Raw genomic sequence first — 23,529 nt, 5'->3', positions numbered from 1 at the left:
ATGAAAACCATCCCTGCCCCACCCGCGCAGTCCCAGAGTCGCGAACTCACGGGACGCACTCAAGAAGGTAGGGCCGCGTGACCACGACCCCCCTCGCCACCCTTGCCGCCCTCGTCCCCCTCCTGCCGTTCCTCGGCGCGCTCGCCGGCCTCCTCCTGGGCCGCACGGCCCCCGGCTACGTCCGCCCCCTGGCCGTCCTGCCGCCGCTCACCGCCCTCGCCCTGGCCGTCCTGGTGGCCGTACGCCAGGGCGGCGACGCCGCCGTCGACGCCGCGACGGAACTCACCCCCACCGGCTCGATCCCCGTCGAACTCGCCCTGCACATCGACGGTTTCGCCGCCCTGGTCGCCGTCCTGGTCGCCCTCGTCGCGACCTGCGTACAGATCTACTCGACCGGCTACCTCCGCGACGACCCCCGCTATCCCTCGTACGCGGCCCTCGTCTCCCTCTTCACCGCCGCGATGCTCCTGGTCGTCTACTCGGGCGACCTGATCGTGCTGCTCGTCGGCTGGGAGGTCATGGGCATCTGCTCGTACTTCCTGGTCGGCCACTACTGGGAGACCCCCGAGGCGCGTGCCGCGTCGATCAAGGCGTTCCTCGTCACCAAGCTCGGCGACGTCCCGTTCCTGATCGGCCTGTTCGCGCTGGCCACGGACGCCGGGTCGTTCCGGATCACGCGGATCCTCGACGCCGTCGCGCACGGCGGCCTCGACCACCCGACGCTGATCGCGCTGCTGCTCCTCGCGGGCGTGGCGGGCAAGTCGGCGCAGTTCCCGCTGCACACCTGGCTCCCGGACGCGATGGCGGGCCCCACGCCGGTCTCCGCGCTGATCCACGCCGCGACGATGGTCGCCGCCGGCGTCTACTTCGTCGCCCGCCTGCTGCCGGTCTTCGAGGCGTCGCAGGCCGCGATGGCCGTCCTCGCGGTGCTGGCCGCCGTGACGATGCTCGGCTCCGGACTCGCCGCGCTCGCGCAGGACGACATCAAACGCGTCCTCGCCTACTCGACGATCGGCCAGCTCGGCTACATGACCGCCGCCCTCGCCGTCGCCGACCGCGGCGCCGCCGTCTTCCACCTCCTCACACACGGCGCCTTCAAGGCCCTGCTGTTCCTCGCGGCCGGCGCGGTCATCCACGCCGCCGGCACCAACTCCCTGGCTGCCCTGTCCCGTACGAGCGGCCTGCGCGCCCGCGTGCCGGACGCCTACTGGACGATGACCGTGGCGCTCCTCGCGCTCGCCGCGATCCCGCCGTTCAGCGGCTTCTTCTCCAAGGAGTCCGTCCTCGGCGCCGCCGAACACGTCGTCACCGGCCACACCGAGCACGCCCCCGCCGCCGCGGGCTGGACCGTCATCGCCGCCGCCCTGCTCACCGCCCTCCTGACCGCCGCCTACGCGGCCCGCCTGTGGCTGCTCGCCTTCCACGGCCGGGGCGCCGAAGCCCCCGACCACGGCCGGCAGCCCCTGTCGATGACCGTCGTCCTGTGGGTCCTCGCCGTCCCCTCCCTGGCCCTCGGCGGCCTCTCCTACGCCACGCTCCCCGACTGGTTCGACGGCGCCTCCCTCGCCCCGACCCTCACCACCTCCGTCCTCGGCACGGGCTTCGCCCTCGTCGGCGGCCTCGTCACCTACGGCGCCTGGCGCCACCTCACCGCCACGGCCGCGAAGACACCGATCGGCGCCGTCGCCGCCCACCCGGACAGCGCCCCGGCCACCGTCGAGGCCGAGGCCATCGCGAGCCACGCGCCCGCGTACGGGAGCATCGCCGCCGCCCCTGACCCCGCCGACCCCGGACGCCTGCTGCTCGGCCCCCTGCACCGCCACGCGGCCACCGGCTTCCACCTGGACGCCCTCTACACCGCCCTGTTCGTCCGCCCGGTCCAGGCCGCCGCCCGCCTCGTACGCTTCCTCGACCGCGAGGTCGTCGACGCCTACGTGAACGGCGCCGCCGCCCTGCCCCGCTGGCTCGGCACCGCCGTACGGCGGGCCCAGACCGGCAACGTCCAGACCTACGTGAGCGCCCTGCTCGCCGGCACCGTCGTCCTCGCGGTGACCGTCCTTCTCGTCGCCTCGGGAGGGTGAGCGGGCGTGATCGGTATCAACGAGTCCGTGATGCAGTTCCTTCTGGCGTTCACCGTCGCCGGACCGCTCCTCGGCGCCGTCGCCGCCCTCCTGCCCGCCCCGCCGGGGCTGAAGGGGAAGTCGCCCGACCAGGCGGTGCTGCGCCACGGCGTGACCGTGACCGGCGTGATCCTCGCCGCCGCGATCACCCTCGCGCTGGGCTTCGACCACGGCCACCCGTCGACGATGCAGGCCAGTACGGACATCAGCTGGATTCCCGCACTCGACGTACGCGTCCACCTCGGCATCGACGGCATCTCCCTCCCGCTGCTCGTCCTGACCGCGCTGCTGACCTTCCTGTGCGCGCTGTACTCCTACTTCAAGCCGCCCGCGGGCCCGTCCCCGAAGGCGTTCGTCGCCCTGCTGCTGCTCCTGGAGGGCGGCACCCTCGCCACCTTCGCCGTCCTCGACCTCCTCCTGTTCTTCCTCGCCTTCGAGACCGTCCTCATCCCCATGTACTTCCTCATCGCCCGCTGGGGCGGCGAGGACCGGACCCGCGCGGCCTGGAAATTCATCCTCTACACGCTGCTCGGCTCCGTCGTCATGCTCCTCGGCCTGCTTCTCATCGGCGTGAAAGCGGGCACATTCGACATGGTCGCACTCGCCACTGACAACGGCCGGTCCCTGACCACATCCGTGCAGGTCACCGCCGTTTTGGCGATCGGTCTCGGGCTTGCCGTGAAGACCCCGATGTGGCCCCTGCACAGCTGGCTGCCCGACGCCCACACCGCCGCCCCGACCACCGGCTCGGTCCTCCTCGCCGGCGTCCTGCTGAAGATGGGCACCTACGGGTTCGTCCGCATCCTCCTGCCGGTCGCCCCGGACGGCCTGCGCACCTTCGCGCCCTACCTCGCCGCCTTCGCCGTCGTCGGGATCGTCTACGGCTCCCTGGCCTGCCTCGCCCTGGTCCGCCCCGGCGCGAACGGCGACCTCAAACGCCTCATCGCCTACTCCTCCGTCGGCCACATGGGCTTCGTCCTGCTGGGCATCGCGTCCATGACACCGACCGGCGTCAACGGCGCCCTGTTCGCGAACATCGCCCACGGCCTCATCACCGGCCTGCTGTTCTTCCTCGTCGGCGCCCTCAAGGACCGCACCGGCAGCACCGACCTCGACACCCTCGCCCAGCAGACCGGAGCGGCCCTGTACGGCCGTGCGCCGCGCCTGGGCGGGCTCCTCGCGTTCGCCGCCGTCGCCTCCCTCGGACTGCCCGGACTCGCCGGGTTCTGGGGCGAGATGCTCGCCCTGTTCGGCGCCTTCGACCCCGCGGGCGGTCTGAGCCGCCCGGCCTTCCTGACGTTCACGGCGATCGCCGCCTCCGGCACCCTCCTGACGGCCGCCTACCTCCTGCTCGTCGTCCGGCGCGTGTGCATGGGCGCCGTCCCGCAGGACGTCCCGCACCTCGCCGACGTACGCGCGTACGAGTTCGCGGCCTGGACCCCGCTCGTCGTCCTCACCGTCGTCGGCGGCCTGTGGCCCAAGGCCCTCCTCGGGCTCACCGACCCGGCCGTGCAGCAGCTCCTCGCAGGAGGCCCCCGATGAGCGCCCTCGCGCAGTCCGTCGTCCAGTCGGTCGACTGGCTGACGATCGCCCCGCCCACCGTCGCGGCCCTCGCCGGCCTCGCCGTCCTGGTCGCCGACCTGTTCCTCCCGCACGCGCGCAAGCACCTCCTCGGCCGGCTCTCCGTCGCAGGACTCGCCGCCGCCACCGCCCTCCTGCTGCCCCTCCTGGACGGCGACCACGCCACCTTCTGCGCCGCCGGCGACCCGCGCGCGTGCAGCTACACGGCCGACCGCTTCACCCTCGTCGTCCAGTTCCTGGTGCTGGGCGGAGCCCTCCTGACCGCGCTCCTGTCCGTCACCGCCCTCAAGGACGACCGCAAGGCGCTACCCGAAGGCGAGTACTGGTTCCTGCTGCTCTCCTCCGCCGCGGGCGCCGCCCTGCTGCCCGCCTCCCGCGACCTCGCCACCCTGATCGTCGCCCTGGAGGTCGCCTCCCTGCCCGCCTTCGCCCTGGTCGGCATCCGTCACGGCGACCGGCGCTCCTCCGAGGCGGCCCTGAAGTTCTTCCTGTCGTCCGTCACGGCCACCGCTGTCAGCCTCCTGGGCATCAGCTTCGTCTACGCCACGACAGGCACCCTCTACCTCACCCAGGTGGCCCAGCGCATCCAGGACGTCGACGGCCAGTTCCACACCCTCGCCCAGACGGGCGTCGTCCTCACCCTCGTCGGCTTCGCCTTCAAGACGGCCGCCGTCCCCTTCCACTTCTGGGTCCCCGACACGTACGCGGGCGCCCCCCTGCCGATCGCCGCCTACCTGTCGGTCGTCGGCAAGGCCGTCGGCTTCTCCGGGCTGATCCTCGTCACCGTCGTCGCCCTCCCCTCGTACGGCGACGTCTGGGGCCCCGCGCTCGCGGGCCTCGCCGCGCTCACCATGACCGTCGGCAACGCCGGAGCCCTGCGCCAGCACGCCACGCGCGCGTACAGCGCGGTACGCCTCCTCGCCTGGTCCTCCGTGGGCCAGGCCGGCTACCTCCTCGTACCGATCGCCGCGGCCGCCTACACGGACGACGCCCAGCACGCCGTGGGCGCCACCCTCGCGTACGCGCTGATGTACGCCGCCGTGAACCTCGGCGCGTTCGCCGTGGCCGCACTCGTGGCCCGCCACAGCCCCGCCAACCGCCTCACGGACTACCGGGGCCTGTACGCCCGCAGCCCGCTCTCCGCGCTCCTGCTGGCCTTCTTCCTGCTCTGCCTCGCGGGCCTGCCGCCCGGCGTCATCGGCCTCTTCGCGAAGGTCACCGTCTTCTCGGCGGCCGTCGACGCGGGCCTCGGCTGGCTCGCCGTCGTCATGGCCGTCAACGTCGTGATCGCCCTCTTCTACTACCTCCGGTGGACGGCCCTGCTGTTCACCGCCCCCGAGGGAGAGCCGGTACGCCACCGTGTCCCGGCCCCGCTGACGGCCGCGCTCACCCTCACGGCCGCCGTCGGCATCGCCCTCTCCGGAGCCCCCCAGCTGATCCTGCGGTTCGCCGGCACCACCCTGTTCTGAGCCCATCACGCCCCTGGGACGACCGCTCACCCGGACGGCCGACAGGCGTGCCCGCGCGCGCAAGGGAACTCATGTCGCTCGCCTGGCGTTGACACAGACAGGGAGGTCCACTGGACGTGACACCAGAAGGACCGCAGATCAGCGAGCAAAGGGTTCCCCTGCCGCACGACCTGGAGGGCGTACCGTGCACCGCCGGCACAACGGGCTCAGGACCGCAGTACTCCTCGGGGGGCTGTCCGCACTCATCGTCGTCATCGGCGGCCTCTTCGGCCGGACCGGGCTGATCATCGCCGTCCTGGTCGCCCTCGGCACCAACGCGTACGCGTACTGGAACAGCGACAAGCTGGCTCTACGCGCGATGCGCGCGCGCCCGGTGAGCGAGTTCGAGGCCCCCGCCCTGTACCGAATGGTCCGCGAACTCTCCACGCAGGCCCGCCAGCCCATGCCCCGCCTGTACATCTCCCCGACCGAGGCACCCAACGCCTTCGCCACCGGCCGCAACCCGCGCAACGCGGCCGTGTGCTGCACCGACGGCATCATGCGCCTCCTCGACGAACGCGAGCTGCGCGGCGTCATCGGGCACGAGCTGAGCCACGTCTACAACCGCGACATCCTCATCTCCTCCGTCGCCGGCGCGCTCGCCTCGGTGATCGTCTTCCTGGCCAACTTCGCCTGGCTGATCCCCATCGGCCGCTCCGACGACGATGACGGCCCCGGCATCATCGGGGTGCTCCTGCTGTCGCTCCTCGGACCGCTCGCCGCCAGCCTCATCCAGCTCGCCATCAGCCGCTCCCGCGAGTACGAGGCCGACGCCTCCGGGGCGCAGCTCACCGGCGACCCCCTCGCCCTCGCGAGCGCGCTGCGCAAGCTCGAACTCGGCACCCAGCAGCTCCCGCTGCCCCCCGAGCCCCGGATCGAGACCGCGAGCCACATGATGATCGCGAACCCCTTCCGCCCGGGCCAGGGATTCTCCAAGATGTTCTCTACGCACCCACCGATGGCGGAGCGGATCGCCCGCCTGGAGAAGATGGCAGGTCGCCAGTCGTGAAGACCATCCTCAACGTCATCTGGCTCGTCCTGAGCGGATTCTGGCTCTTCCTCGCCTACCTCGGCGCGGGCCTCCTCCTGTGCATCACGATCATCGGCATCCCCTTCGGGATCGCCGCCTTCCGCATCGGCGTCTACGCCCTGTGGCCCTTCGGCCGCACCACCGTCGAACGCCGCGACGCGGGAGCCCCCTCCTGCGTCGGCAACGTCCTGTGGCTCGTCCTGGCCGGCTGGTGGCTCGCCCTCGGCCACATCGTCACCGGCCTCCTGCTGTGCGTCACGATCATCGGCATCCCGTTCGGCATCGCCAACTTCAAGCTCATCCCCGTCTCCCTCATGCCGCTGGGCCGCGAGATCGTCCCGACGGACGAGCCGTTCGGGGCCCGCTGACCCCTGCCGGGTGACCGAGTTGTCCACAGCCCGGGGGTTGTCCACAGGCCGGACCGATTGTCAGTGGCGGCGTGCACGATGAACCCATGACCGAGCACGAGCAGTCGCTGACCCGGGTACCGAAGAAGACCCGCACCACCCGGCCCCACGGCCGGAGTTCGCTTCCCGCCGCCGTCGACGCCGACGGCACCTGGTACCTGGACTCCCCGAGCCTCGCGCGATGGCTGGAGGACCGGGTGGAGGGGAGAGGCTGGGACGAGGAGCCCGCCGACGAGTTCGAGACGGCGCCCTGGGCGGAGTTCCGGATACGTACGGGTGCGGTGCCGGCCGGCTCCTGAGGGAACCCCTCACCCCGGCAGCAGCCTCCGCCGCACCCCGTACGCCACCGCGCCCACCACCAGCACCCCCGCCCCGGACACCACCGACACCCACGGAAGGGAGAACGCCAGCAGCACACACCCCAGCAGACCGACGGCCGGCACCAGACGCGCGAGTGGTGCCGGGGACAAGGTCCACGCCGAGGCGTTGGCCACCGCGTAGTAGAGGAGGACGCCGAAGGAGGAGAAACCGATCGCGCCCCGGACGTCGAGCGTGGCGGCCAGGACGGCGACGACCGCGCCCACGGCCAGTTCGGCGCGGTGCGGGACCTGGAAGCGGGGGTGCACGGCGGACAGCGCACCGGGCAGATGCCGGTCCCGGGCCATCGCGAGGGTCGTCCGGGAGACCCCCAGGATCAGCGCCAGAAGCGAGCCCAGCGCGGCGAGGGCCGCACCGGCCCGTACCACCGGCGCCAGCCAGGAAGCGCCCGCCGCACGGACCGCGTCCACCAGCGGAGCACCGGCGCCGCTCAGCCCACCGACACCCAGCACGGAGAGGACGGCGACCGCCACACACCCGTACACCACCAGCGTGACACCCAGGGCGAGCGGGACCGCCCGGGGGATCGTGCGCGACGGATCCCGCACCTCCTCGCCCAGGGTCGCGATCCGCGCGTACCCCGCGAAGGCGAAGAACAGCAGCCCGGCGGCCTGGAGCAGCCCGCCCGCCCCACCGGAGAACCCGATGTCCGCCGGCCCGGCGCCGGACCTCTCGGCCCCCTCCGCCCCCAGGCACACGGCCACGACCCCCACCAGGACCACCAGCACCATGGCCACGACCGCCCGCGTCACCCACGCCGACTTCTGGACGCCGCCGTAGTTCACCGCCGTCAGCGCCAGCACCGACGCGACCGCCACCGCGTGGGCGTGCGCCGGCCAGACGTACAGCCCCACGGTCAGCGCCATCGCCGCGCACGACGCCGTCTTCCCGACGACGAAGGCCCACCCGGCGAGGTACCCCCAGAAGGCGCCGAGGCGTTCACGGCCGTAGACGTACGTACCGCCCGAGGCCGGATAGCGGGCGGCCAGGCGGGCCGAGGCGGTCGCGTTGCAGTAGGCGATCACGGCGGCGAGGGCGAGGGCGGGCAGCAGACCCGTGCCGGCGGCCCGCGCGGCGGGACCCAGGGCGACGAACACACCGGCGCCGATCATCGCCCCGAGCCCGATCACGACGGCGTCCCCGAGCCCCAGGGTGCGCCGCAGCCCGGCGGGGGAACCGGAAGGGCCGGAGGAGAGCGTCATGGGCCGCACCCTAGTGACCAGGGGAACAAGCAGGCACCGGCACGACGACGTCCACACCAACACGGGACGAACGCGCGGGTGCGGGACACCGGGAAGCGCCGGCCGCCCGCGCCGCTCCCTGCCCGGACACACCAGAAGGGCGGGCGCCGGGGCACCCGCCCTTCTGGTCCACCGGCCTGGGGGCTACCGATAGTTCACGAACTGGAGCGCGAAGTCGAAGTCCTGCCCCTTCAGCAGGGCGATCACGGTCTGGAGGTCGTCGCGGCTCTTGGAGCTGACGCGCAGCTCGTCACCCTGGACCTGGGCCTTGATGCCCTTGGGGCCCTCGTCGCGGATGAGCTTGGCGACCTTCTTCGCGTTCTCCTGCGAGATGCCCTCCTTGACCTCGGCGAAGAGCTTGTACTCCTTGCCGGAGAGCTGGGGCTCGCCCGCCTCCAGGGCCTTCAGCGAGATCCCGCGCTTGATCAGCTTCGACTGGAAGACGTCGAGGACAGCCTTGACCCGTTCCTCGGAGTTCGCCTCCATGAGGATCTTCTCGCCGGACCACGAGATCGAGGCGCCCACGCCCTTGAAGTCGTAGCGCTGCGAGATCTCCTTGGCGGCCTGGTTGAGGGCGTTGTCGACCTCCTGCCGCTCGACCTTCGAGACGATGTCGAAACTGGAGTCGGCCATGTCCTGTGGCTCCTTGTATCGGGGGGCGTGACGAGTGCGTGGCGGCGTCCTCGGGGGCCCGTGCCTGACCCGGCACGGCCCCGGCCACGTCCGGACAAGCCTAGCCACCCGATCACCTCCGGGCGCAGCTCAATCGGGTGGCGGACCACCCCTCCCCATCGGGTATTGTTTACGTCGTTGCCAGGGAACACCGCCGAAAAGCGGTTCGACCAGGTGACAAACCCCCGGCGGTGTGCCCGAGCGGCCAAAGGGAGCAGACTGTAAATCTGCCGGCTCAGCCTTCCCAGGTTCGAATCCTGGCGCCGCCACGCTGAGAACGAAGGGGGGGGGGGGGGGGGGGGGGGGGGGGGGGGGGCGCCCCCCCCGCCCCCCCCCCCCCCCCCCCCCCCCCCCCCCCCCCCCCCCCCCCCCCCCCCCCCCCCCCGCCCCGGCGCCCCCCCCCCGCCTCCACCCGCGGGGGGTTGCCCCCCCCCCCCCCACGCCCAACGCCCCTTCGTCATGCCTCCCCGCGATCAGGGGGACTGTCTCACTCTGTCTCGCGTTCGAACGCCCCATCTCGGAGTGCGTGGACGGGGTGTGGACGGGTTTTCAGTGCCTCTCAGGCACTCCGCTTCAGCCGGTCAGAGATCTTGGCGTTGGCGGCGTCGTCGCCGTCCTTGAGGAACTTGGCGTACACCCGGAACAGGACCGCCACGCTGTGGCCGGCGCGTTCAGCTACAAGCTGAGGCTCCACCCCGGAACTGAGCCACGTGGACACTGCCGCGTGACGAAGATCATAGGGGCGCTTGGCCAACACGGACTCGAATTCGGCGGGGGAGAGGGTGCGTTGGCGAGCTTCCGCCCAGACTTCGCCGTATCCGGTGTCCTGTACGAGTCCACCCCGAAGGGTCTGGAACACCCTCCCGTCCGGCGCGGTGCCGTACGCACTCAGGTGCCACCGGAGTAGGGCGACCAGCTCGGGAGGGATCGGCACGCGGCGGATCGCTTTGCGGGGTCGGTGCTTGAGTCCCTTCTTCTCGTGTGCCTCCCCGGTGTCCGTCCACGCGGTTCCGGAACGGGGACGGGTCTCATGGAGCCGGAGCATTCCCCACCCACGGCGCGGTAGGTCGCAGTCCTTGAGTCGCAGACCGATGACTTCGGCCGGCCGCGCCGCCGCGTAGTACATGCAGCCGAAGAACGCTACGAGCCGTCGACCGCGCTTCCCCTGGTCGCGCACGGCCGACAAGAGCTTGGCCGCTTGGGCGGGATTCGGTGCGCACTCCGGGTCCACCTCTTCTACGACCTGTTCGGGTGCCGTCCACTTGATTCGGCCCAACGGGTTGTCCGTGAGGAGTTCGGCGTCGACCGCGTATTCAAGGGAGTTGTAGAAGATGGCGCGCTTCCGGCTGATCGTTCCTGCTGCTGCTGTCTTGCCGTCCAGCTTTTTCGACAAGGCATTCAGGGCGGATTTCACGACCAGCCGGTCAGAGAGTGCGGACATGGGAAGCGACTTTCGCTTGAACCAGTCCAGTACCTTGGCCACGTCGTCGGGAATCTCCTGATCCCAACGGTTCTTGTTGAAGGCCCAACTGTAGAGAGCGCGCCGGATCGTTCTGTTGTCCGGCATCCCCTTCGTGTCCTTCACGAAAGCGGGCGTCACCGTTGCCATGGCTTCCGCCAAGGTGCGGCGGGTGTTACCGGGGGCGCTGTCCCACTTCATCTCGATGTAGTCCCGAGCGTGCTCGTACCAGGAGATGTCCCGCGTCTGGGTGACCATGGACTTCGGCAACCCGGTTTCGACGTCGAAGGGTTCGCCCTCGCGTGCCGCCGTGATGAGTTGGGCGCGGCGACTGTCCGCCAGCCCCTGGGTGAGGAACGACTCCGAATGCGGTCGGATTCCGACCTTCCAGCGGAGTTGGTAGGGCTTCCGGTAATCACGCTTCCGAATTGCCCAGATCTTGACGGTGTAGCTCCACTCGGTCAAGCGGCTTCCATTTCATCTTTGAAGGCGTCAAGGACACTTCGGCGCACGCATATGCGGCCCGAAGGAGTGCGGCGGGCTTCCGGTGCGTAGCCACGGTTCTGCCACCGGTACCAGGTGGCGCGGCTGATGCTGAGTTCGTCCAAGACGTCGCTGAGGGGGAGGAGTTCGTCCTTCGGGGTGCGGCGTCTGCGAGTGGCGGTGCTCATGCAGGGATCTCCCTGGGTACAGAGAGGGCGATTCAGGGTGTGGTTGGCGTCACAGTGCTGTGGGTCGCGGACCACTGCGGACCACCCTTGTTGACCTGCGGTTTTGCCGGGGTGGCTGTGCGGACCATCGCGGACCGGCTGTGTGGGGGTGGTCCGCGATGGCCCGGGTCCCGGGGTTGGTGAATGCGCAGGTCGGATGGGGTGGTCCGCGATGGTCCGCGACCCGGCGGGTTGTGGTGCTAGTTGGGATCGGTGGTGCCGAGTGCGACGCCGGTGTAGGTACGGACGCGGGTCTCGCCGTTGCGGGGGCGGGTGAGGGCGAGTTGGGGGACGACGGAGAGGAGGTTGCGGCCGAAGACCTGTTTGGTTCCGGGGCGTACTCCGTTGTCCTCGGCCCATTCCCGCCAGACCGTCCAGAGGTCGTCCACGGGGACGGTGCAGGTGGGTCCGGTGGTGCAGCGTTCGCGGACGAACGCGCTGGTCGGACTGGCGGTGTCGCGCATGGTGGTGACGGCGTCGCGGCTGGATGCGGGTTCGGTGATCCGGCGGTTGCGCTGGAGTCGGGCGAGTCCTTCCAAGGCCCAGTTGAGGATGCCGGGCATCTCTGCGGTGAGGCGGTCGGTGAGGGTGGTGTCTTCCTTCCCGAGCCACGACACCCGCATGGTGAGAAGCACGAACCGGTTGGCGATCACGCCGGACGAGTCTCCGAAGTGCGGGAGTTCGTTGGAGAGGACCACGAGCCGGGTGGGGAGTTTGCCGGTCCACTGCTCCCGGAACTTGCGGTCGATGTCGATCGTGTCCTCACCTGAGATCGTCAGCAGCCGTTCCACGACTTGGCTGTTGTCGTTGCCGGAGAGTCGGGCGTCGGAGATGACGGCGAGAGGCTTGCCGACCAGGGTGGCGAGTCCGAAGTTGGTGCCGAGTGAGGAGAGGGTGGGTCCGGCGATGTTCTCCGGGCCGACCAGCGCTTTGAGGACCCGTGCGATGGTGCCTTTCCCGGAGCGTGAGGGGCCGACCATGAGGAGGATCTTCTGTTGGTCGGTGCTGCCGGAGACGACGTAGCCGAACCATTCCTGGAGTGCGGCGACGGCGTCCGGGTCGTCGGGGAAGACCTGCGTGAGGAAGCGTTCCCACTCGGGTGCGGTGGCGTCGGGGTCGTAGGTGAAGGGGACGGAGACCAGGTTGAAGAACTCCGGTCCGTGGGGGAGAAGTTCACGGTCCCGGATGCGCAGGAGTCCGTTCTCGCACGCCACGATCGGTGTCCCGTCCGCCGGGTCGGTTGCGCCGTCGGGGGTGAGCCAGGCGGGTGCGTCGGTGTCGGTGGGAAGGAGGGTGATCGCTCCGAGTGCGTCGAGTAGGTTGCCGATCTTCGGTTTGGTGGGTGCCCAGTCGCGTTCCTCGGTCTCGCCGTCCTTGCCGGGAACCCGGTAGACGACGTGTTCCAGGCGCTCGTACATGGCCTTGCGGATCTGCGCTTCGTCGATCTCGCGCCAGCGGGTGCCGGTCCAGCGCATCCACGAGCCGCGCCAGCGCCGGTACATGAGCCGTCCGTCTGCGGTCTGCCAGTCCGGCAGGAGACGCCGGGCAACCGCCATGGGGTTGGACGGGGAGGGGAGTTCTTCTGGCTCGCTCATGCCGCCGGCCTCCCTTCCTGCGGGTTGCGGAGCGGGCAGGTGTCGCGGTGCGCGGTGTGGTCGGCGATCAGGGCGAGTACGCGGCGTGCGCCGACGGCCGACCGGTCGCGTCCGCAGGCGCACCACGAGCGAGCGGTGGGGGTGGCGCCGCGCGGCGCTGTGACGGTCAGCCACGCGACGGGGTGGCGGCCGTCTCCGGTCCGCGCGTCCGGGCGAAGGGCTGAAAGGACGCCCTTGCGGGCGGCGTTCGCCGATTCGCCCACGACCGGGCGTAGCGGACGCTGTACGGCGCCCTGAGGGTCGTTCATGGGATTTCGTGATGCTTTGTTCATGCCGCGCGCTCCCCGGGCGTCTCCAGGCCGTTGGTGACCGCGCGGCGGGCGTAGTCCTCGGGGACGCCTACGGTGACGGCGGCGGTCACGATCTCCTCGCCGATCGCTGCGAGTCCGCAGGGGCCGGGGCATGCGGTGTGCTGGGCGGCGAGGAAGCGGGCGACGCCGAACGCCTGGGAAGCCGCGCCGGACTCGGTCCGGGCCCGTACGAGGGTGAGGCCGCGTTCGAGTCCGGTGCGGACGTAGCGGTCGGTGTGGCGGCATCCGGTGGCCACCGAACGGCTCCACGGGGTGCGGCCGGTGAGGGAAGAGGCCACCTCCCTGCGGGCGGGGGTGGTGTCTTCCCTCGCGACCAGGGCGCGCACGGCCGTCGGGAGTCCGCTCATTCGGCCGGTACCGGGACCCAGCCAGCGGGCGTACTGCATCACGGACTTGACGTCGACACCGGGCCGGACGCCGTTCGACGACGGCATGATGCCCTGGTAGATCCAGTGCTCACCCCGAGTCGTCACCACGGTCCGTGTCGCGGGGAGGGCGGCGTGTGCCCAGGTGACGGCGGCTTGGTCGTCGAGGTCGACGACGGTGAGTCCGGCGCCGCCGGGGTGGTAGGCGACGGCTGCCGCCTCACGCCACGCCGATGCCCACGCGGGGGAGGTGAGGGTGTGCGGGTCGGTGGTGGCGGCGGCCCATGCGTGGCACGGCGCCGGGCATGTGCAGGGGCCCGGCGTCTTCATGTTCGGCCGTCCGCCGCAGCGGGGCGGGGTGCCCGCGCAGATGCGGCAGTTGCCGAACGGGACCTTTCCCGCGCGCAGGGGCAGCACCGGGGTGCCGGCCGCTGCGAGTGCGAGGGCGGTGCGCAGAGGGGTGGCCGCGTGGGGGGCTCGCGGGAGGGGGGTCGGTTGGGTCATGCTGGGTGACCTCCAACAGGTCTGTAGTGGGCTGGTTGGCAAGAGCGGCCCCGGTTCTTGGCGGAATGGGGGGCCGCTCTTGGCGTATCTAGAAGGGCGGTTCGTCGCTGTAGCCGCCGGACGGTCGGCGGTGCAGCCACGACGGGAGGGGAAGCAGGGGCAGGCGCCATGCGGTCCAGCAGTCGCAGGGCTCGTAGTCGGTGCCCGCGTACTCGCCGGTGTCGTAGTCGCCGTAGTCGTGGACCGTGCCGCCCGCGCCCCGGCAGTGGGGGCAGTGCGGGAGGGGGGTGTCGGTCAGGGCCAGGGCGCGGCGGGGGCAGACGATGACCTTGAGGCGGAGTCGGAGCATGGGTGGTGGGTCTCCTGTTCAGCCGTGGAAGTGGTTGCGCTTGAAGACGGCTTTGCGGATGTTGACCGTGGTTCCGGCGTCGGTCTTGTCGCCGTGGCCGCTGAAGACCTGCACCGCGACCCACCCGCCGAAGATGACGGCGGCGAGGGTGATGAGCTGGGTGATGAGTGCGGTGAGGGCGGTGATGAACGTGGTGAGGACGAACAGGCCCCCGCACACGGCGGCGAACCCGACGCCCCCGAGGGCGACGTTCACGGCCGTCCGGGAGACGGCCGGCTTCACGGCGACCGGTTCGGGCTGCATGGGGTGGACGCTGTAGCCGGTGACGACTCGGCCGTCGGGCAGCACGATCGAGGTGACCGCCGGGACCGTGCCGGGTTGCATTGGAACGAGGGGCGCGGCGAGGGGTGCGGCGGGGGTGAGCGGGGTCGGTGTGTGGATCTCGACCGCTCCGGGAACGGGCGGGCGGCGGGTGGGTTCGGGGTGCATGTGGAATCCCTTCCGGTACGGGTCGGGGGAGGCGGACGCACCCCCTTGGAGGGGTGCTGTGGAGGGGGTTTCGGGGCGCTGAGCTGGGGTGCCTCCCCGCCTCCCCGAAGTGATGTTTTCGCTGATCAACGCGAGGGAGGCGCCCCGGGGAGGGGGGTGGGGAGTCCTCCCCGCCTCCCCGGGACGGGGGCGGTTGCCTCCCCGTCACTCGGAGGGGGAAACGGAACCTTCGGTGTCGCGGTCGGCGAGTGCCCGGACGACGTCCTCGGAGCGGACGACCATGCGCCCGTGGGACTTCTTCGCCTCGACACCGGCCGCGTCGAGTACACGCTTGAGGTCGATGAACGACCACTTCCCGTACGCGTCGTTGTCGAGTGCGGCGAGGCGCTTGAGGACGTCCTGGGTCAGGACCCGTGCGTCGGTGCCGACGACGTCCGCGACGTCGGCGAGCGGGTCGCGGGGTTCGTCGTGTTCGACGACGTGCAGGGTGGTGACGCCGTGCCGCATGGCCTTGGCGCGTTCCGCGATGGTGGTGGCGGTCTCGGTGTCGATGTAGTGGGTGCGCACGGTGATGGACGACTGTCCGGCGGGGATCGTGATCCCGTCGGACGCGACCACGACGGTGCCCTTGTCCAGGCCGGGGCGCAGGAGGTTCGGCGCGGCGCCGCCGTCGACCGCCTTGTCACCCAACGCCATGCGCGCCTGTGATTCGGTGCCCAGTGCGAGGGAGGCGCGGGTGTGGGCGCCCTCGCGGACCAGCTTGGGAAGGTTCTGGTCCGTGGGGTCCTGGGTCCCCTGCCACATCAGGACGTTGACCGCCCGTCCCTGGTTGTGGATCTTGCGGACGGCCATGAAGTACCGGGAGGTGGCCTTGGAGCCGCCGTAGGGCTTCTTGTCGTCGTCGGTGACCGGGCACATGAACGCCACCTGCGCCTCGTCGACCAGCACGATGAGCGGCGGAAACAGTGTGCCGGGGGTCTCGGTGAGGCGCCGGTTCATCTCGTCGACGGCGCTCTCGACCATCTCCGTGACCTGGATGACGTGGTCGTCGGTCGGGCCCTGGATCAGGACGTCCGCGAGGCCGTCGAACATGGCCCAGTCCCCGGCGCCCTTCAGGTCCCCCATCAGGAACCGCACCGACCGGTCCAGCGCGAGCCAGAGGGCGAGGGCCCGCAGCGCGGCCGTCTTCCCCTGGTTGGACAGGCCCGTGATCAGGAGGTGGCGCTGGTAGAGGGAGAGTGCGGCGGCGTCCCCGCGCAGGTCCTGGCCCCAGGGGGCGCGGCCCTTGGCGTAGTCGGCGGTGAGGGTGTCGTCCGTGGCCAGCGGGGAGGGGCCGATCGGCTCATCCAGCGCGCCGGAGTCCGCGACCCACAGGCGCACGGTGCGGGCGGCGGTGGGGATGGTGATGAACACCTCGTGCTCGTGCCGGGAGAGGTTCTCGGCGAGCTTGCGGCGCTTGGCCTGGATCTCGTTCGTCGACACCCCCGACGGGAGCGTGACGTCGACCTCGACCCCGCATCCGGCGATGCGGATCGGTCCGAGCATGGAGGCGCCGGCGTCGCCCATCTCCTTGATGGCGCGGGCCAGCGCGGGAACCCCGAGGTCCCGCAGCGCCTTCACCACGATCGAGGGGGTGATGGGCTCGCCCTCGCCGGAGCGTGCTTTGGCGGGGAGTGCCCACTGCGGGGCGGCTTGTTGGCGGGCGCCGACCGACCACAGCGCGAGCAGCGCGAGGAACGGGGCGAGGGTGACCAGCGGCCCCCACACCACCGACACGATGGTGATCATCAGGCGGATGAACTCGACCACGGCCATGAGCGGGGTGAAGACGTCCCCGGCGTCCTTGGTGGCGACGGCGAGGACGACCCCGAGGGCGACCAGGGCGCCGATGCCTGTGCCGGTGCCGATCGCGACGCCCTTCGCGGCGTCCAACGGCGAGTGCAACAGGTCCATGCGGCGGCGGTGGCGGGCGTCGCGGAAGCGCTGACCGCGCTCCTCCCACTCCGCCGCCACCTCGTAGTTCCCTGCGGCTTCGGCGGCACGGAGCATGCGTTCGTAGCGGGCGGCGGTGCGGGAGTCCCACGCGCGGCGGGTCACGATCCGGGCCCCGCCGGCGACGTAGAGGCCGTGGCGGGCGACGACCCGGACGGCCGTTCCCGTCCGCTCGTGCGTGACGGCGGTCTTGAGGGCGCGGCCGGACCGTACCCACAACGGCACCGGGACGGGGGCCGGTTCGGGGGCGGCGGGCGGTACGAGGGTGAGGACCGTCGGGGCGTCGCCGTTGTCGACGACGGCGGGCGGGGAGGCCGGGGCGGGGGTGGTGTCTTTGATCAGGCGTACGGCGTGCTCGGACATGCGAGGGAACTCCTCAACTCCCCCCGGCAGCAAGGCCGGAGGGGCAGGAACGGCGAGGGAGGGAAGAGGCCACCCCCACCCCGCCCGGACACGGCACAGGCGGGGTGGGGGCGAGCCGGTCAGTGCCGGTCGCGGGTGCGGGCTTCCGCGCGGCTGAGCTGCGAGGGCAGGGTGCGCGGGCCGTCGATCCAGCAGAACGGCCGGAGGGTGTCGGCGGCGGTGAACACCCGGACCGCCGCACCCGGCGGGCCGTCGGGCAGCGGGGCGACGCGGGCGCCGTCGAGGGAGGCCAGCATCCGGGCGGCGTGGTGCTCGCACCCGTCGACGCTCGCCCCATGGGCGTCGGCGATCGTCACGGCGACCGGCCCCACGCACGGGGTGGGGTCCTCGGGGTGCGCGGCACCACACCGGCCGGCAGTGCCGGGGGCGTCTACCACCATGACGACTTCTTCTTGTTCTGCGCGTGCTCGGTGATGATGCGGCGGCGCTCGATCTGCAGCGCGGTGATCTCGCCCTGAAGACGCATCTCCGCCGCACCGGACACGGACTCCAGCCGCTCTTCCGCGCGGGCGGTGCTGCGTCCCCGCAGAACCCGGTAGGAACCGCCGATCAGCGAGGTGACGACGGTGCGGCGTTCGTCGCGGGTCAGCGGCCACAGCTCACCGTTGCGGACCGCTTCCAGCTTGCGGATCGCCTCACGGATCTCACGGTCGACCTGCTTCGTGTCGGGCTTGCCCATGACTCAAGTCCCCCTCAGGGAATCGGAGTTGACGGTGTCGGGGGGTGTCAGGCGACGCGCTTCCAGGCCGCGCGCAGGCGGACTTCGGAAGCGGAGTGACCGGCGGCACGGAAGCGTGCGGCCATCTCGCGGTAGGAGAGCGCGGGAGTCTCGCTGAGACGGATCGCGTCGACCAGCGCGTCAAGCGCGTCGTCCGTCAGCCCGGGACCCGCTTCCAGGGCCGGAACCGGGTCGGTGGGCCCCCACACGGGGAGTTCCCATCGGGGTGTGACGCCGGGCGTGACGGAGGTCGTCACGCTGGTCAGCGCCCTACCGGTGCCCTCACCCTTGCGGGCTGACTCCAGCGTCGACCACGCCCCGGCGAGCGCTCCGGCGGTGCGAGCCTGTACGCGTGCGACGCGTGCCCCGGCCTGCGTCACGGCCTCAAGCCGCGTCTCCTCCGTGGACGCTTCGGCCCGCAGCCGGGCCCGCGCCACGGCCGCTTCGTCGCGGGCTTCCTGCCGGATACCGGCGATCGTGTCCAGCGCGGCCGGGGTGAGCGCGGTGCGCTCCCACAGCCCGTGGACCAGCCACAGCGCCTTGGCGGCGACGGGGAGCCAGGAGACGGCCAGCCACGCGCCGGCGTACGAGTCGGCGGTGAGCGCGTGCGCGACCAGAACTCCGGTCGCCACCATGCCGAACGCCCACCCGATCCCGGTCACCGCACCGCTGTGGTCACCCTGCGCGGCGAGGCGGCGTTCGTAGGCGAGGGTCGCCAGCCATCCCCCGTCGATACCGACGCCGACGACCAGGGCGACCGGCCACGGCATCGCCTCCCCCAGCCACATCACCACCACAGCCAGGGTCAGGACCATGGAGACGGCCGTCATACCGACGGCCGGGAACGCCGTACGGCCTCTCACGACGCGCCCCCGATCCCCGCGAGGACGCCCGCCACGACCAGCAGCGCGCACCCGGCGAGGGTGACGTCGACCGCGCGGCGCAGACACGTGAACTTCCGCACCGCCAGCCGCGACAGGCCGGCGACGTCCGCCGCCATGTCCCGCATCGCGAGCTCGGCGGTGATCTCCTCGCCGGTCAGGGTCGCCCACAGCGGGAACCCGTGACGACCCTTCATGTTCGGGCGCGTCGACCACAGCAGCAGACCCGCCGCACCGACCAGCGCCGTGACGCCGAACCCGCCGACGATCCAGGCGGGAAGGGTGAGGGGGACGTCCTTGGCGACCGTCCACACCCCGGCCAGCACCGCGCCGACGAACGCCAGCAACAGGCCCGTCTTCGTGTCCGTCCGCGTGATCTCCGCCTTGACCTCAGCGAGTGCGGCCTCAACAGCCTTCAGCGTCTCGCTCATGCCGCACCGCCCGGAACCGTCGTGACGGCGGTGCGGTTGACCAGCGCGACCCGCGCGGCGAGCGCCCGGTTGCGGGCCCGGCGGATGCGGCGGACGTCCAGCTCGGTCGGCGTGCGGTCCAGGGTCACGATGTACGCGTCCAACAGGTCGACGTCCGCGAGGATCACGGGCATCTCGACCTCGACCGCGTCCAGCTCGGCGGCGGTCGGCTCGATCCAGTCCGCGAACGCCGTAACGGCGTCCGCGACGGTCACGATGGGATTCATTGGGTCTGGTTCCTCTCACCAGGAACGGCCCGTCGCGGCTCCCGGGGTGCATCCCGGGAGCCGCTCGCCGTTGAAGTCGGAATGTCCGGCTCCCCTCGACCCCGTCCGTACGACCAGCGCGCCGGAGCGCGGGCCGGACGGGCGGGGGAGGCAACCGGCCGCAGCGCTAGCCGCTGCGATGGCGGGTCGGAGAAGCGGACCGGATCGGTCGTGAGCGCGCGTTCCGCTCACCAACCGGGATGGCTACTGGCGCCGTCGGCCGGTCCCGCACGGCGGCGCCCAAGTTCTTCGTTCGTTGTGCATCGAGCCCCCTGCGTGGAAGCGACGTGAACAGGTCTCCTTCGGGAACACGAGCTCCCGTTTCAGGCGTATGGAGACATGACCTCTCGGTCTAAGCCCTCCGGTTGACCAGGGGTCCGGGTCCCTCGGCCCGCTCTGTCCCGGGCCCCTTACGCGCCATGAGCGGGATGTGATCCCGCTTTCTGGTGCGCACCAGAAGGTTGGCATCTGGTGCGCACCAGAGTCAAGGTGGTTCGCCGAATCAATCGGCAACCGCCTGTCTTGGCGCACCTTCAGGAGACAGCCTGAGAAGGGTGTTTCGGCAGCTCACAGGGCTTAACCCCGGCTCTGTTAACCCCTGTTGACCCGCACCGCCGTGAGGCACCATGGGAGGGGTGGCGACGGAACCAATGCCGGGTGGTGAGTTGTGAGTTCAGGACTCAAGAGCGCGCGCACGGCGCGCGGCTGGTCTCAGGAGCGGTTGATCCGCGAGATCGAGCAGTGGGCCCGACACCACCTCGCCGATGTCGCGTCGACGGCGAGTCTGCGGGTGTACGTGTCCGAGTGGGAGAACGGCAAGCGCGCCCTCTCCGACCGGTACGCGGAGATCCTGCGCAACATCCTCGGAGTCACTGACGTCGAACTCAGGGGCGTCACGGCGACCACGGCAATACCCGTGGCGGATGGCTACGACGACTTGCTCAGCAGGATCGATGCGGCCGGCAGCGTGGGTGACTCCATGGTTGGCGCGCTTGAGACCCAGACGGAGCTACTGCGCACGATGGATCGCCAGATGGGCGCGGCGGGCCTTGTCGACCAGATGACGGGGCATCTTGCCGCCCTTGAGGACGCGCTGAACTTTGCGGTGCTGCCGAGTGCTCGCCGGCCGGTCGCGCTCGCGCTCGCGGGGGCGTCCACCCTCGCCGCGTGGCAAGCGGTCGACTCCGGGGCGGTTGAGCGGGCGTGGCGCCACTACGAACTCGCGAAGCGCGCCGCGCGAGACGCTGAGGCCCCGATGTATCTCGCGCACGCCATGGGGGAACAGGCATTCGTGCTCTGCGAAGCAGGCCGACCGGCCCTCGCGGTCGAATTGGTTCGCGAGGCTCAACGAACCCTGGGTCGGGACGGCTCACCCCGACTTTGGGCATGGCTCTATGCCACGGAAGCGGAGGTGTGCGCGCACGCAGAAATGGCCGACGACAGCCGGCGTGCGCTGGAAGCGGCCACGGAACGTATTCCCGACGGGGTTGACGCCCGTGACCCGGACATGCTGAGCATCTTCCTCAACGGCTCCCACCTCACCCGGTGGCGCGGCAATATCCTTGCTTTCCTCGGAGACGTCGACGCATTGGCCAGTCTCTATGAGGCGGCAAAGGACATGGACCCCACCTTTGTGAGAGCGCGAGCCGGAGTGCACGCCGACTTGGCCCAAGCTCACGCGGCGCGCGCCGAGTACGACGACGCGCGGAAGCACCTGCAGCAAGCCAGGATGCTGGCGAGCCGCACCGGTTCGGTACGGCAGCGCCGACGCGTCGACTTGCTCAGCGAGCGGCTGTGACGCCCTGCTTCCCTCGGGTGGCGAGGATGTGTAGCAGCGCAACGAGCGTGCCGGACCCCAGCAATTCACCACGCGCCATGAGCCCCAGGATATCGGCCAACGGAACCCACTCGATGTGGCCCGCTTCTTCGAGATCCGTCGGTTCGCCCACCTTCTCCGCGCCATAGGCAACGAAGATTTCGTGTGGCGAATCCACCATGCCGACCATCGGCTGATAGGTCACGACATGCTCAACTGAATTCGGCTTCCAGCCGGTCTCTTCGACAACTTCTCGCATCGCGGTTTCCGACGCTTCCTCGCCGGCGTCCACGATGCCGCCGGGAAGTTCCCACCCGAATGTCTGGGGAACGAACCGGTATCGCCACATCATGAGTACCCGGTCTTGGTCGTCGACCACGGCCGTGATGGCTACGTGTTGCAGCTTCACCACGTGGTGCTCGAACCGCTCAACTCCGGGCGGTTCGACATCCCACAGTTGGAGCTTGACCCACTGGTTGTCATAGAGGTCACGCTCGCCGTGGATCTGCCAGGGTTCGAGCCCCTCGGGGGTCTTCACGCTCACGGCACCCGGCACGAGATACGAACTACGGCCGCGCACCTCCAAGGCTCCCTCGGAGACGAGTCGGGCGAGCACCTGTCGAAGCGCCGTCCGGCCGATGCCGAGTTCCTCCGACAGCGTGCGTTCAGACGGGAACTTGTCGCCGGCGGTGTACTGCCCTGAGGCAAGCCGCTCACGAAGCGTCTCGTAGACCTTGGTCGTCTTCGGTCCCATGCGCGGAGCACTCCCCGTTTCTGCCGTGGTGCGTACCAGGATGCCATCACCTAGGAACGTTCCTAGGTGGTCAGTCTTCCCAGCGGGACGCGAACCGCGCACGACTTCTACGTATGGACGGGGGCTCGTTTTTTCAAGATCAGGACGAGATGTGGACGGGATACCGCTACCTCTCTCCGGTGGGCCGAGAAACGCCAGGTCAAACGGCATGCGCGGGGACGATCCTGAGAGGACTGTAAATCTGCCGGCTCAGCCTTCCCAGGTTCGAATCCTGGCGCCGCCACACGGGAACGCAAGGGCCCGTGATCCACTCAAGCAGTGGGTCACGGGCCCTTCGTCATGAGTGCCGGAGGGCGGCCCATGAAGAAGATCACACCCTCCCGCGACACCGGATCGCGGTGTCCACGCGCCCTCGTCCGGATCCGGTCCTGAGGCACACTGACCTCATGTCCAGCCGCCGCAGAACCTGCCCCGAGTGCCGTCGCGAGATCGCCGTGGTCGCCGGACGGTTCGCCCGGCACGACCCGCCCGGTGCCCGCGAGGCCGGCGAGCTGACGTCCTGCCCCGGCTCCCGCAGCCCCGCCCAACTGGGCGCCGCCCAGCCGTCACTGGACGGTTTCGCGGTCCCCGACTTCCCGGGTCAGATGCCCCTCTTCTGACCCGCTCCCTCAGCCGTACAACTCCCCTGAGCCCCCGTCAGTTCCCCGCCACCGACTTCACCGCCACCGAAACCGGCGTCGAACCCCCCACCAGCTCCAGCGTCAGCCCCGCCGTCGCCGGCGTCTCCAGCAACTCCGCGAGGACGGCGGCCACATCGTCGCGCGGGATCATGCCGCGCCCCGTACGCGCCTCCAGCCGCACCAGCCCGCTCCCGGCGTCGTCGGTGAGGCCCCCGGGCCGCAGGACGGTCCAGTCGAGGGCGCCGAGGCCCTGCACGTACGCGTCGGCGGCCCCCTTCGCGCGCAGGTAGGCGTCGAAGATGTCGTCCCCGGTGTGACCGGCGTCCGCGCCCATGGAGGACACCACCAGGAACCGGCGCACGCCCGCGCGTACGGCCGCGTCGGCGAACAGGACCGCGGCCCCCTTGTCGACGGTGTCCTTGCGGGCGACCCCGCTGCCCGGCCCCGCGCCCGCCGCGAACACGGCCGCGTCGGCACCCTCCAGGACCGCGGCGACCGCCTCGACGGACGCCGACTCCAGGTCCAGGACGACCGGTTCGGCACCGGCCGCCCGCAGATCGTCCCCCTGTTCGGCCTTGCGGACGATCCCCGCGACCTCGTCCCCACGCGCGGCGAGCAACCGCTCCAGCCGCAACGCGATCTGACCATGACCTCCGGCGATGACAATGCGCATGCTGTCGACCGTACGCCCGAGGAGCCCCGTCCGCCGCACGGCTCCCGTTAAGTGTGACGGTCGGTAAATATGACCGA

Annotated in this window: 25 protein-coding genes and 1 tRNA gene; 9 read left to right on the top strand and 17 right to left on the bottom strand. The window is 70.8% G+C overall.

The features are described from left to right. Positions 1–77: 77 nt before the first annotated feature. From ACLZOT_RS31135 to ACLZOT_RS31110, 6 genes are all read left to right on the top strand, one after another. Positions 78–2,081 (top strand): NADH-quinone oxidoreductase subunit L, encoded by a 2,004-nt coding sequence (locus ACLZOT_RS31135; RefSeq protein WP_416972436.1) that lies wholly within the window; start codon positions 78–80, stop codon positions 2,079–2,081. A 6-nt stretch (positions 2,082–2,087) separates the two neighbouring features. Then, the gene (locus ACLZOT_RS31130; protein ID WP_416972435.1) at positions 2,088–3,662 is read left to right on the top strand and encodes an NADH-quinone oxidoreductase subunit M; all 1,575 of its coding nucleotides are present in this window, start codon (positions 2,088–2,090) and stop codon (positions 3,660–3,662) included. Further along, positions 3,659–5,170, top strand: coding sequence for an NADH-quinone oxidoreductase subunit N (locus ACLZOT_RS31125; RefSeq protein WP_416972434.1), 1,512 nt, complete (start codon positions 3,659–3,661; stop codon positions 5,168–5,170). The genes ACLZOT_RS31130 and ACLZOT_RS31125 overlap by 4 nt, the downstream gene beginning before the upstream one ends. Before the next feature lie 184 nt (positions 5,171–5,354). Continuing rightward, positions 5,355–6,218, top strand: a complete 864-nt coding sequence (htpX, locus tag ACLZOT_RS31120) for a zinc metalloprotease HtpX (protein WP_416972433.1) — start codon at positions 5,355–5,357, stop codon at positions 6,216–6,218. After that, positions 6,215–6,607 carry a YccF domain-containing protein gene (locus ACLZOT_RS31115; protein WP_050372956.1) on the top strand — a complete coding sequence of 131 codons (393 nt, stop codon included), beginning with the start codon at positions 6,215–6,217 and terminating at the stop codon, positions 6,605–6,607. The genes htpX and ACLZOT_RS31115 overlap by 4 nt, the downstream gene beginning before the upstream one ends. A gap of 86 nt (positions 6,608–6,693) precedes the next feature. Continuing rightward, positions 6,694–6,945, top strand: coding sequence for a glutathione S-transferase N-terminal domain-containing protein (locus ACLZOT_RS31110; RefSeq protein WP_416972432.1), 252 nt, complete (start codon positions 6,694–6,696; stop codon positions 6,943–6,945). Between the two features lie 9 nt (positions 6,946–6,954). On the opposite strand, the gene ACLZOT_RS31105 is transcribed toward ACLZOT_RS31110, so the two are convergent. Further along, positions 6,955–8,226, bottom strand: a complete 1,272-nt coding sequence (locus ACLZOT_RS31105; RefSeq protein WP_416972431.1) for an APC family permease — start codon at positions 8,224–8,226, stop codon at positions 6,955–6,957. Between the two features lie 183 nt (positions 8,227–8,409). Beyond that, on the bottom strand, positions 8,410–8,898 hold the full coding sequence (locus ACLZOT_RS31100; protein ID WP_416972430.1) for a YajQ family cyclic di-GMP-binding protein: 489 nt from the start codon (positions 8,896–8,898) through the stop codon (positions 8,410–8,412). Positions 8,899–9,124: 226 nt separating this feature from the next. Between ACLZOT_RS31100 and ACLZOT_RS31095 the strand changes: the two genes are divergently transcribed. Then, positions 9,125–9,206 (top strand) — tRNA-Tyr (locus ACLZOT_RS31095). A gap of 290 nt (positions 9,207–9,496) precedes the next feature. On the opposite strand, the gene ACLZOT_RS31090 is transcribed toward ACLZOT_RS31095, so the two are convergent. The 13 genes from ACLZOT_RS31090 to ACLZOT_RS31030 form a co-directional block, all read right to left on the bottom strand. Beyond that, complete coding sequence (locus ACLZOT_RS31090) at positions 9,497–10,861, bottom strand: tyrosine-type recombinase/integrase (RefSeq protein WP_416972429.1); 1,365 nt, start codon at positions 10,859–10,861, stop codon at positions 9,497–9,499. After that, positions 10,858–11,067 carry a helix-turn-helix transcriptional regulator gene (locus tag ACLZOT_RS31085; RefSeq protein WP_416972428.1) on the bottom strand — a complete coding sequence of 70 codons (210 nt, stop codon included), beginning with the start codon at positions 11,065–11,067 and terminating at the stop codon, positions 10,858–10,860. The genes ACLZOT_RS31090 and ACLZOT_RS31085 overlap by 4 nt, the downstream gene beginning before the upstream one ends. 239 nt (positions 11,068–11,306) lie before the next feature. Beyond that, the gene (locus ACLZOT_RS31080) at positions 11,307–12,701 is read right to left on the bottom strand and encodes a DNA primase family protein (RefSeq protein ID WP_416972427.1); all 1,395 of its coding nucleotides are present in this window, start codon (positions 12,699–12,701) and stop codon (positions 11,307–11,309) included. Then, entirely contained in the window at positions 12,698–13,009 is a 312-nt protein-coding gene (locus ACLZOT_RS31075; protein WP_416972426.1) for a hypothetical protein, read from the bottom strand. Before ACLZOT_RS31075 ends, ACLZOT_RS31080 begins: the two co-directional genes overlap by 4 nt. Positions 13,010–13,029: 20 nt before the next feature. Further along, positions 13,030–13,941 (bottom strand): bifunctional DNA primase/polymerase, encoded by a 912-nt coding sequence (locus ACLZOT_RS31070; RefSeq protein ID WP_416972425.1) that lies wholly within the window; start codon positions 13,939–13,941, stop codon positions 13,030–13,032. A gap of 88 nt (positions 13,942–14,029) precedes the next feature. Beyond that, positions 14,030–14,290 (bottom strand): hypothetical protein, encoded by a 261-nt coding sequence (locus tag ACLZOT_RS31065; RefSeq protein WP_416972424.1) that lies wholly within the window; start codon positions 14,288–14,290, stop codon positions 14,030–14,032. 18 nt (positions 14,291–14,308) lie between these two features. Beyond that, entirely contained in the window at positions 14,309–14,779 is a 471-nt protein-coding gene (locus tag ACLZOT_RS31060; RefSeq protein ID WP_416972423.1) for a hypothetical protein, read from the bottom strand. Positions 14,780–14,983: 204 nt separating this feature from the next. Further along, positions 14,984–17,134: an FtsK/SpoIIIE domain-containing protein gene (locus ACLZOT_RS31055; RefSeq protein ID WP_416972422.1), complete on the bottom strand. Its 2,151-nt coding sequence runs from the start codon at positions 17,132–17,134 to the stop codon at positions 14,984–14,986. A gap of 119 nt (positions 17,135–17,253) precedes the next feature. Continuing rightward, positions 17,254–17,574 carry a hypothetical protein gene (locus ACLZOT_RS31050; protein WP_416972421.1) on the bottom strand — a complete coding sequence of 107 codons (321 nt, stop codon included), beginning with the start codon at positions 17,572–17,574 and terminating at the stop codon, positions 17,254–17,256. Continuing rightward, positions 17,565–17,873 (bottom strand): hypothetical protein, encoded by a 309-nt coding sequence (locus ACLZOT_RS31045; protein ID WP_416972420.1) that lies wholly within the window; start codon positions 17,871–17,873, stop codon positions 17,565–17,567. Before ACLZOT_RS31045 ends, ACLZOT_RS31050 begins: the two co-directional genes overlap by 10 nt. A 47-nt stretch (positions 17,874–17,920) precedes the next feature. Further along, complete coding sequence (locus ACLZOT_RS31040; RefSeq protein WP_416972442.1) at positions 17,921–18,742, bottom strand: protein spdB; 822 nt, start codon at positions 18,740–18,742, stop codon at positions 17,921–17,923. 29 nt (positions 18,743–18,771) lie between these two features. After that, positions 18,772–19,224, bottom strand: coding sequence for a Pycsar system effector family protein (locus ACLZOT_RS31035; protein ID WP_416972419.1), 453 nt, complete (start codon positions 19,222–19,224; stop codon positions 18,772–18,774). Next, a complete protein-coding gene (locus ACLZOT_RS31030) occupies positions 19,221–19,490 on the bottom strand; it encodes a DUF6284 family protein (protein ID WP_416972418.1) in 270 nt (89 codons plus the stop codon). Before ACLZOT_RS31030 ends, ACLZOT_RS31035 begins: the two co-directional genes overlap by 4 nt. 829 nt (positions 19,491–20,319) lie before the next feature. Between ACLZOT_RS31030 and ACLZOT_RS31025 the strand changes: the two genes are divergently transcribed. Further along, positions 20,320–21,327, top strand: a complete 1,008-nt coding sequence (locus ACLZOT_RS31025) for an XRE family transcriptional regulator (RefSeq protein ID WP_416972441.1) — start codon at positions 20,320–20,322, stop codon at positions 21,325–21,327. Here the strand turns inward: ACLZOT_RS31025 and ACLZOT_RS31020 are convergent. Beyond that, positions 21,311–22,099: an NUDIX domain-containing protein gene (locus ACLZOT_RS31020; RefSeq protein ID WP_416972417.1), complete on the bottom strand. Its 789-nt coding sequence runs from the start codon at positions 22,097–22,099 to the stop codon at positions 21,311–21,313. The genes ACLZOT_RS31025 and ACLZOT_RS31020 overlap by 17 nt on opposite strands. 446 nt (positions 22,100–22,545) lie before the next feature. Between ACLZOT_RS31020 and ACLZOT_RS31015 the strand changes: the two genes are divergently transcribed. Beyond that, complete coding sequence (locus tag ACLZOT_RS31015) at positions 22,546–22,758, top strand: hypothetical protein (RefSeq protein WP_416972416.1); 213 nt, start codon at positions 22,546–22,548, stop codon at positions 22,756–22,758. A gap of 37 nt (positions 22,759–22,795) precedes the next feature. On the opposite strand, the gene ACLZOT_RS31010 is transcribed toward ACLZOT_RS31015, so the two are convergent. After that, on the bottom strand, positions 22,796–23,452 hold the full coding sequence (locus ACLZOT_RS31010; protein ID WP_416972415.1) for an SDR family oxidoreductase: 657 nt from the start codon (positions 23,450–23,452) through the stop codon (positions 22,796–22,798). Positions 23,453–23,529: the final 77 nt, after the last annotated feature.

The sequence above is a fragment of the Streptomyces sp. 4F14 genome, from assembly GCF_048159485.1.
Classification (GTDB): Bacteria; Actinomycetota; Actinomycetes; order Streptomycetales; family Streptomycetaceae; genus Streptomyces.
Note: the sequence above shows the minus strand (reverse complement) of the source record. Positions and strands in the feature narration are given on the sequence as shown.

Excerpts from the sequence above, each read along its gene's own strand:
- ACLZOT_RS31125 (WP_416972434.1), top strand. The coding sequence starts at position 3,659 with ATGAGCGCCCTCGCGCAGTCCGTCGTCCAGTCGGTCGACTGGCTGACG.
- ACLZOT_RS31110 (WP_416972432.1), top strand. The coding sequence starts at position 6,694 with ATGACCGAGCACGAGCAGTCGCTGACCCGGGTACCGAAGAAGACCCGC.
- ACLZOT_RS31105 (WP_416972431.1), bottom strand. The coding sequence starts at position 8,226 with ATGACGCTCTCCTCCGGCCCTTCCGGTTCCCCCGCCGGGCTGCGGCGC.
- ACLZOT_RS31100 (WP_416972430.1), bottom strand. The coding sequence starts at position 8,898 with ATGGCCGACTCCAGTTTCGACATCGTCTCGAAGGTCGAGCGGCAGGAG.
- ACLZOT_RS31085 (WP_416972428.1), bottom strand. The coding sequence starts at position 11,067 with ATGAGCACCGCCACTCGCAGACGCCGCACCCCGAAGGACGAACTCCTC.
- ACLZOT_RS31080 (WP_416972427.1), bottom strand. The coding sequence starts at position 12,701 with ATGAGCGAGCCAGAAGAACTCCCCTCCCCGTCCAACCCCATGGCGGTT.
- ACLZOT_RS31075 (WP_416972426.1), bottom strand. The coding sequence starts at position 13,009 with ATGAACGACCCTCAGGGCGCCGTACAGCGTCCGCTACGCCCGGTCGTG.
- ACLZOT_RS31070 (WP_416972425.1), bottom strand. The coding sequence starts at position 13,941 with ATGACCCAACCGACCCCCCTCCCGCGAGCCCCCCACGCGGCCACCCCT.
- ACLZOT_RS31065 (WP_416972424.1), bottom strand. The coding sequence starts at position 14,290 with ATGCTCCGACTCCGCCTCAAGGTCATCGTCTGCCCCCGCCGCGCCCTG.
- ACLZOT_RS31060 (WP_416972423.1), bottom strand. The coding sequence starts at position 14,779 with ATGCACCCCGAACCCACCCGCCGCCCGCCCGTTCCCGGAGCGGTCGAG.
- ACLZOT_RS31055 (WP_416972422.1), bottom strand. The coding sequence starts at position 17,134 with ATGTCCGAGCACGCCGTACGCCTGATCAAAGACACCACCCCCGCCCCG.
- ACLZOT_RS31050 (WP_416972421.1), bottom strand. The coding sequence starts at position 17,574 with ATGGTGGTAGACGCCCCCGGCACTGCCGGCCGGTGTGGTGCCGCGCAC.
- ACLZOT_RS31045 (WP_416972420.1), bottom strand. The coding sequence starts at position 17,873 with ATGGGCAAGCCCGACACGAAGCAGGTCGACCGTGAGATCCGTGAGGCG.
- ACLZOT_RS31040 (WP_416972442.1), bottom strand. The coding sequence starts at position 18,742 with ATGACGGCCGTCTCCATGGTCCTGACCCTGGCTGTGGTGGTGATGTGG.
- ACLZOT_RS31035 (WP_416972419.1), bottom strand. The coding sequence starts at position 19,224 with ATGAGCGAGACGCTGAAGGCTGTTGAGGCCGCACTCGCTGAGGTCAAG.
- ACLZOT_RS31030 (WP_416972418.1), bottom strand. The coding sequence starts at position 19,490 with ATGAATCCCATCGTGACCGTCGCGGACGCCGTTACGGCGTTCGCGGAC.
- ACLZOT_RS31020 (WP_416972417.1), bottom strand. The coding sequence starts at position 22,099 with ATGGGACCGAAGACGACCAAGGTCTACGAGACGCTTCGTGAGCGGCTT.
- ACLZOT_RS31015 (WP_416972416.1), top strand. The coding sequence starts at position 22,546 with ATGTCCAGCCGCCGCAGAACCTGCCCCGAGTGCCGTCGCGAGATCGCC.
- ACLZOT_RS31010 (WP_416972415.1), bottom strand. The coding sequence starts at position 23,452 with ATGCGCATTGTCATCGCCGGAGGTCATGGTCAGATCGCGTTGCGGCTG.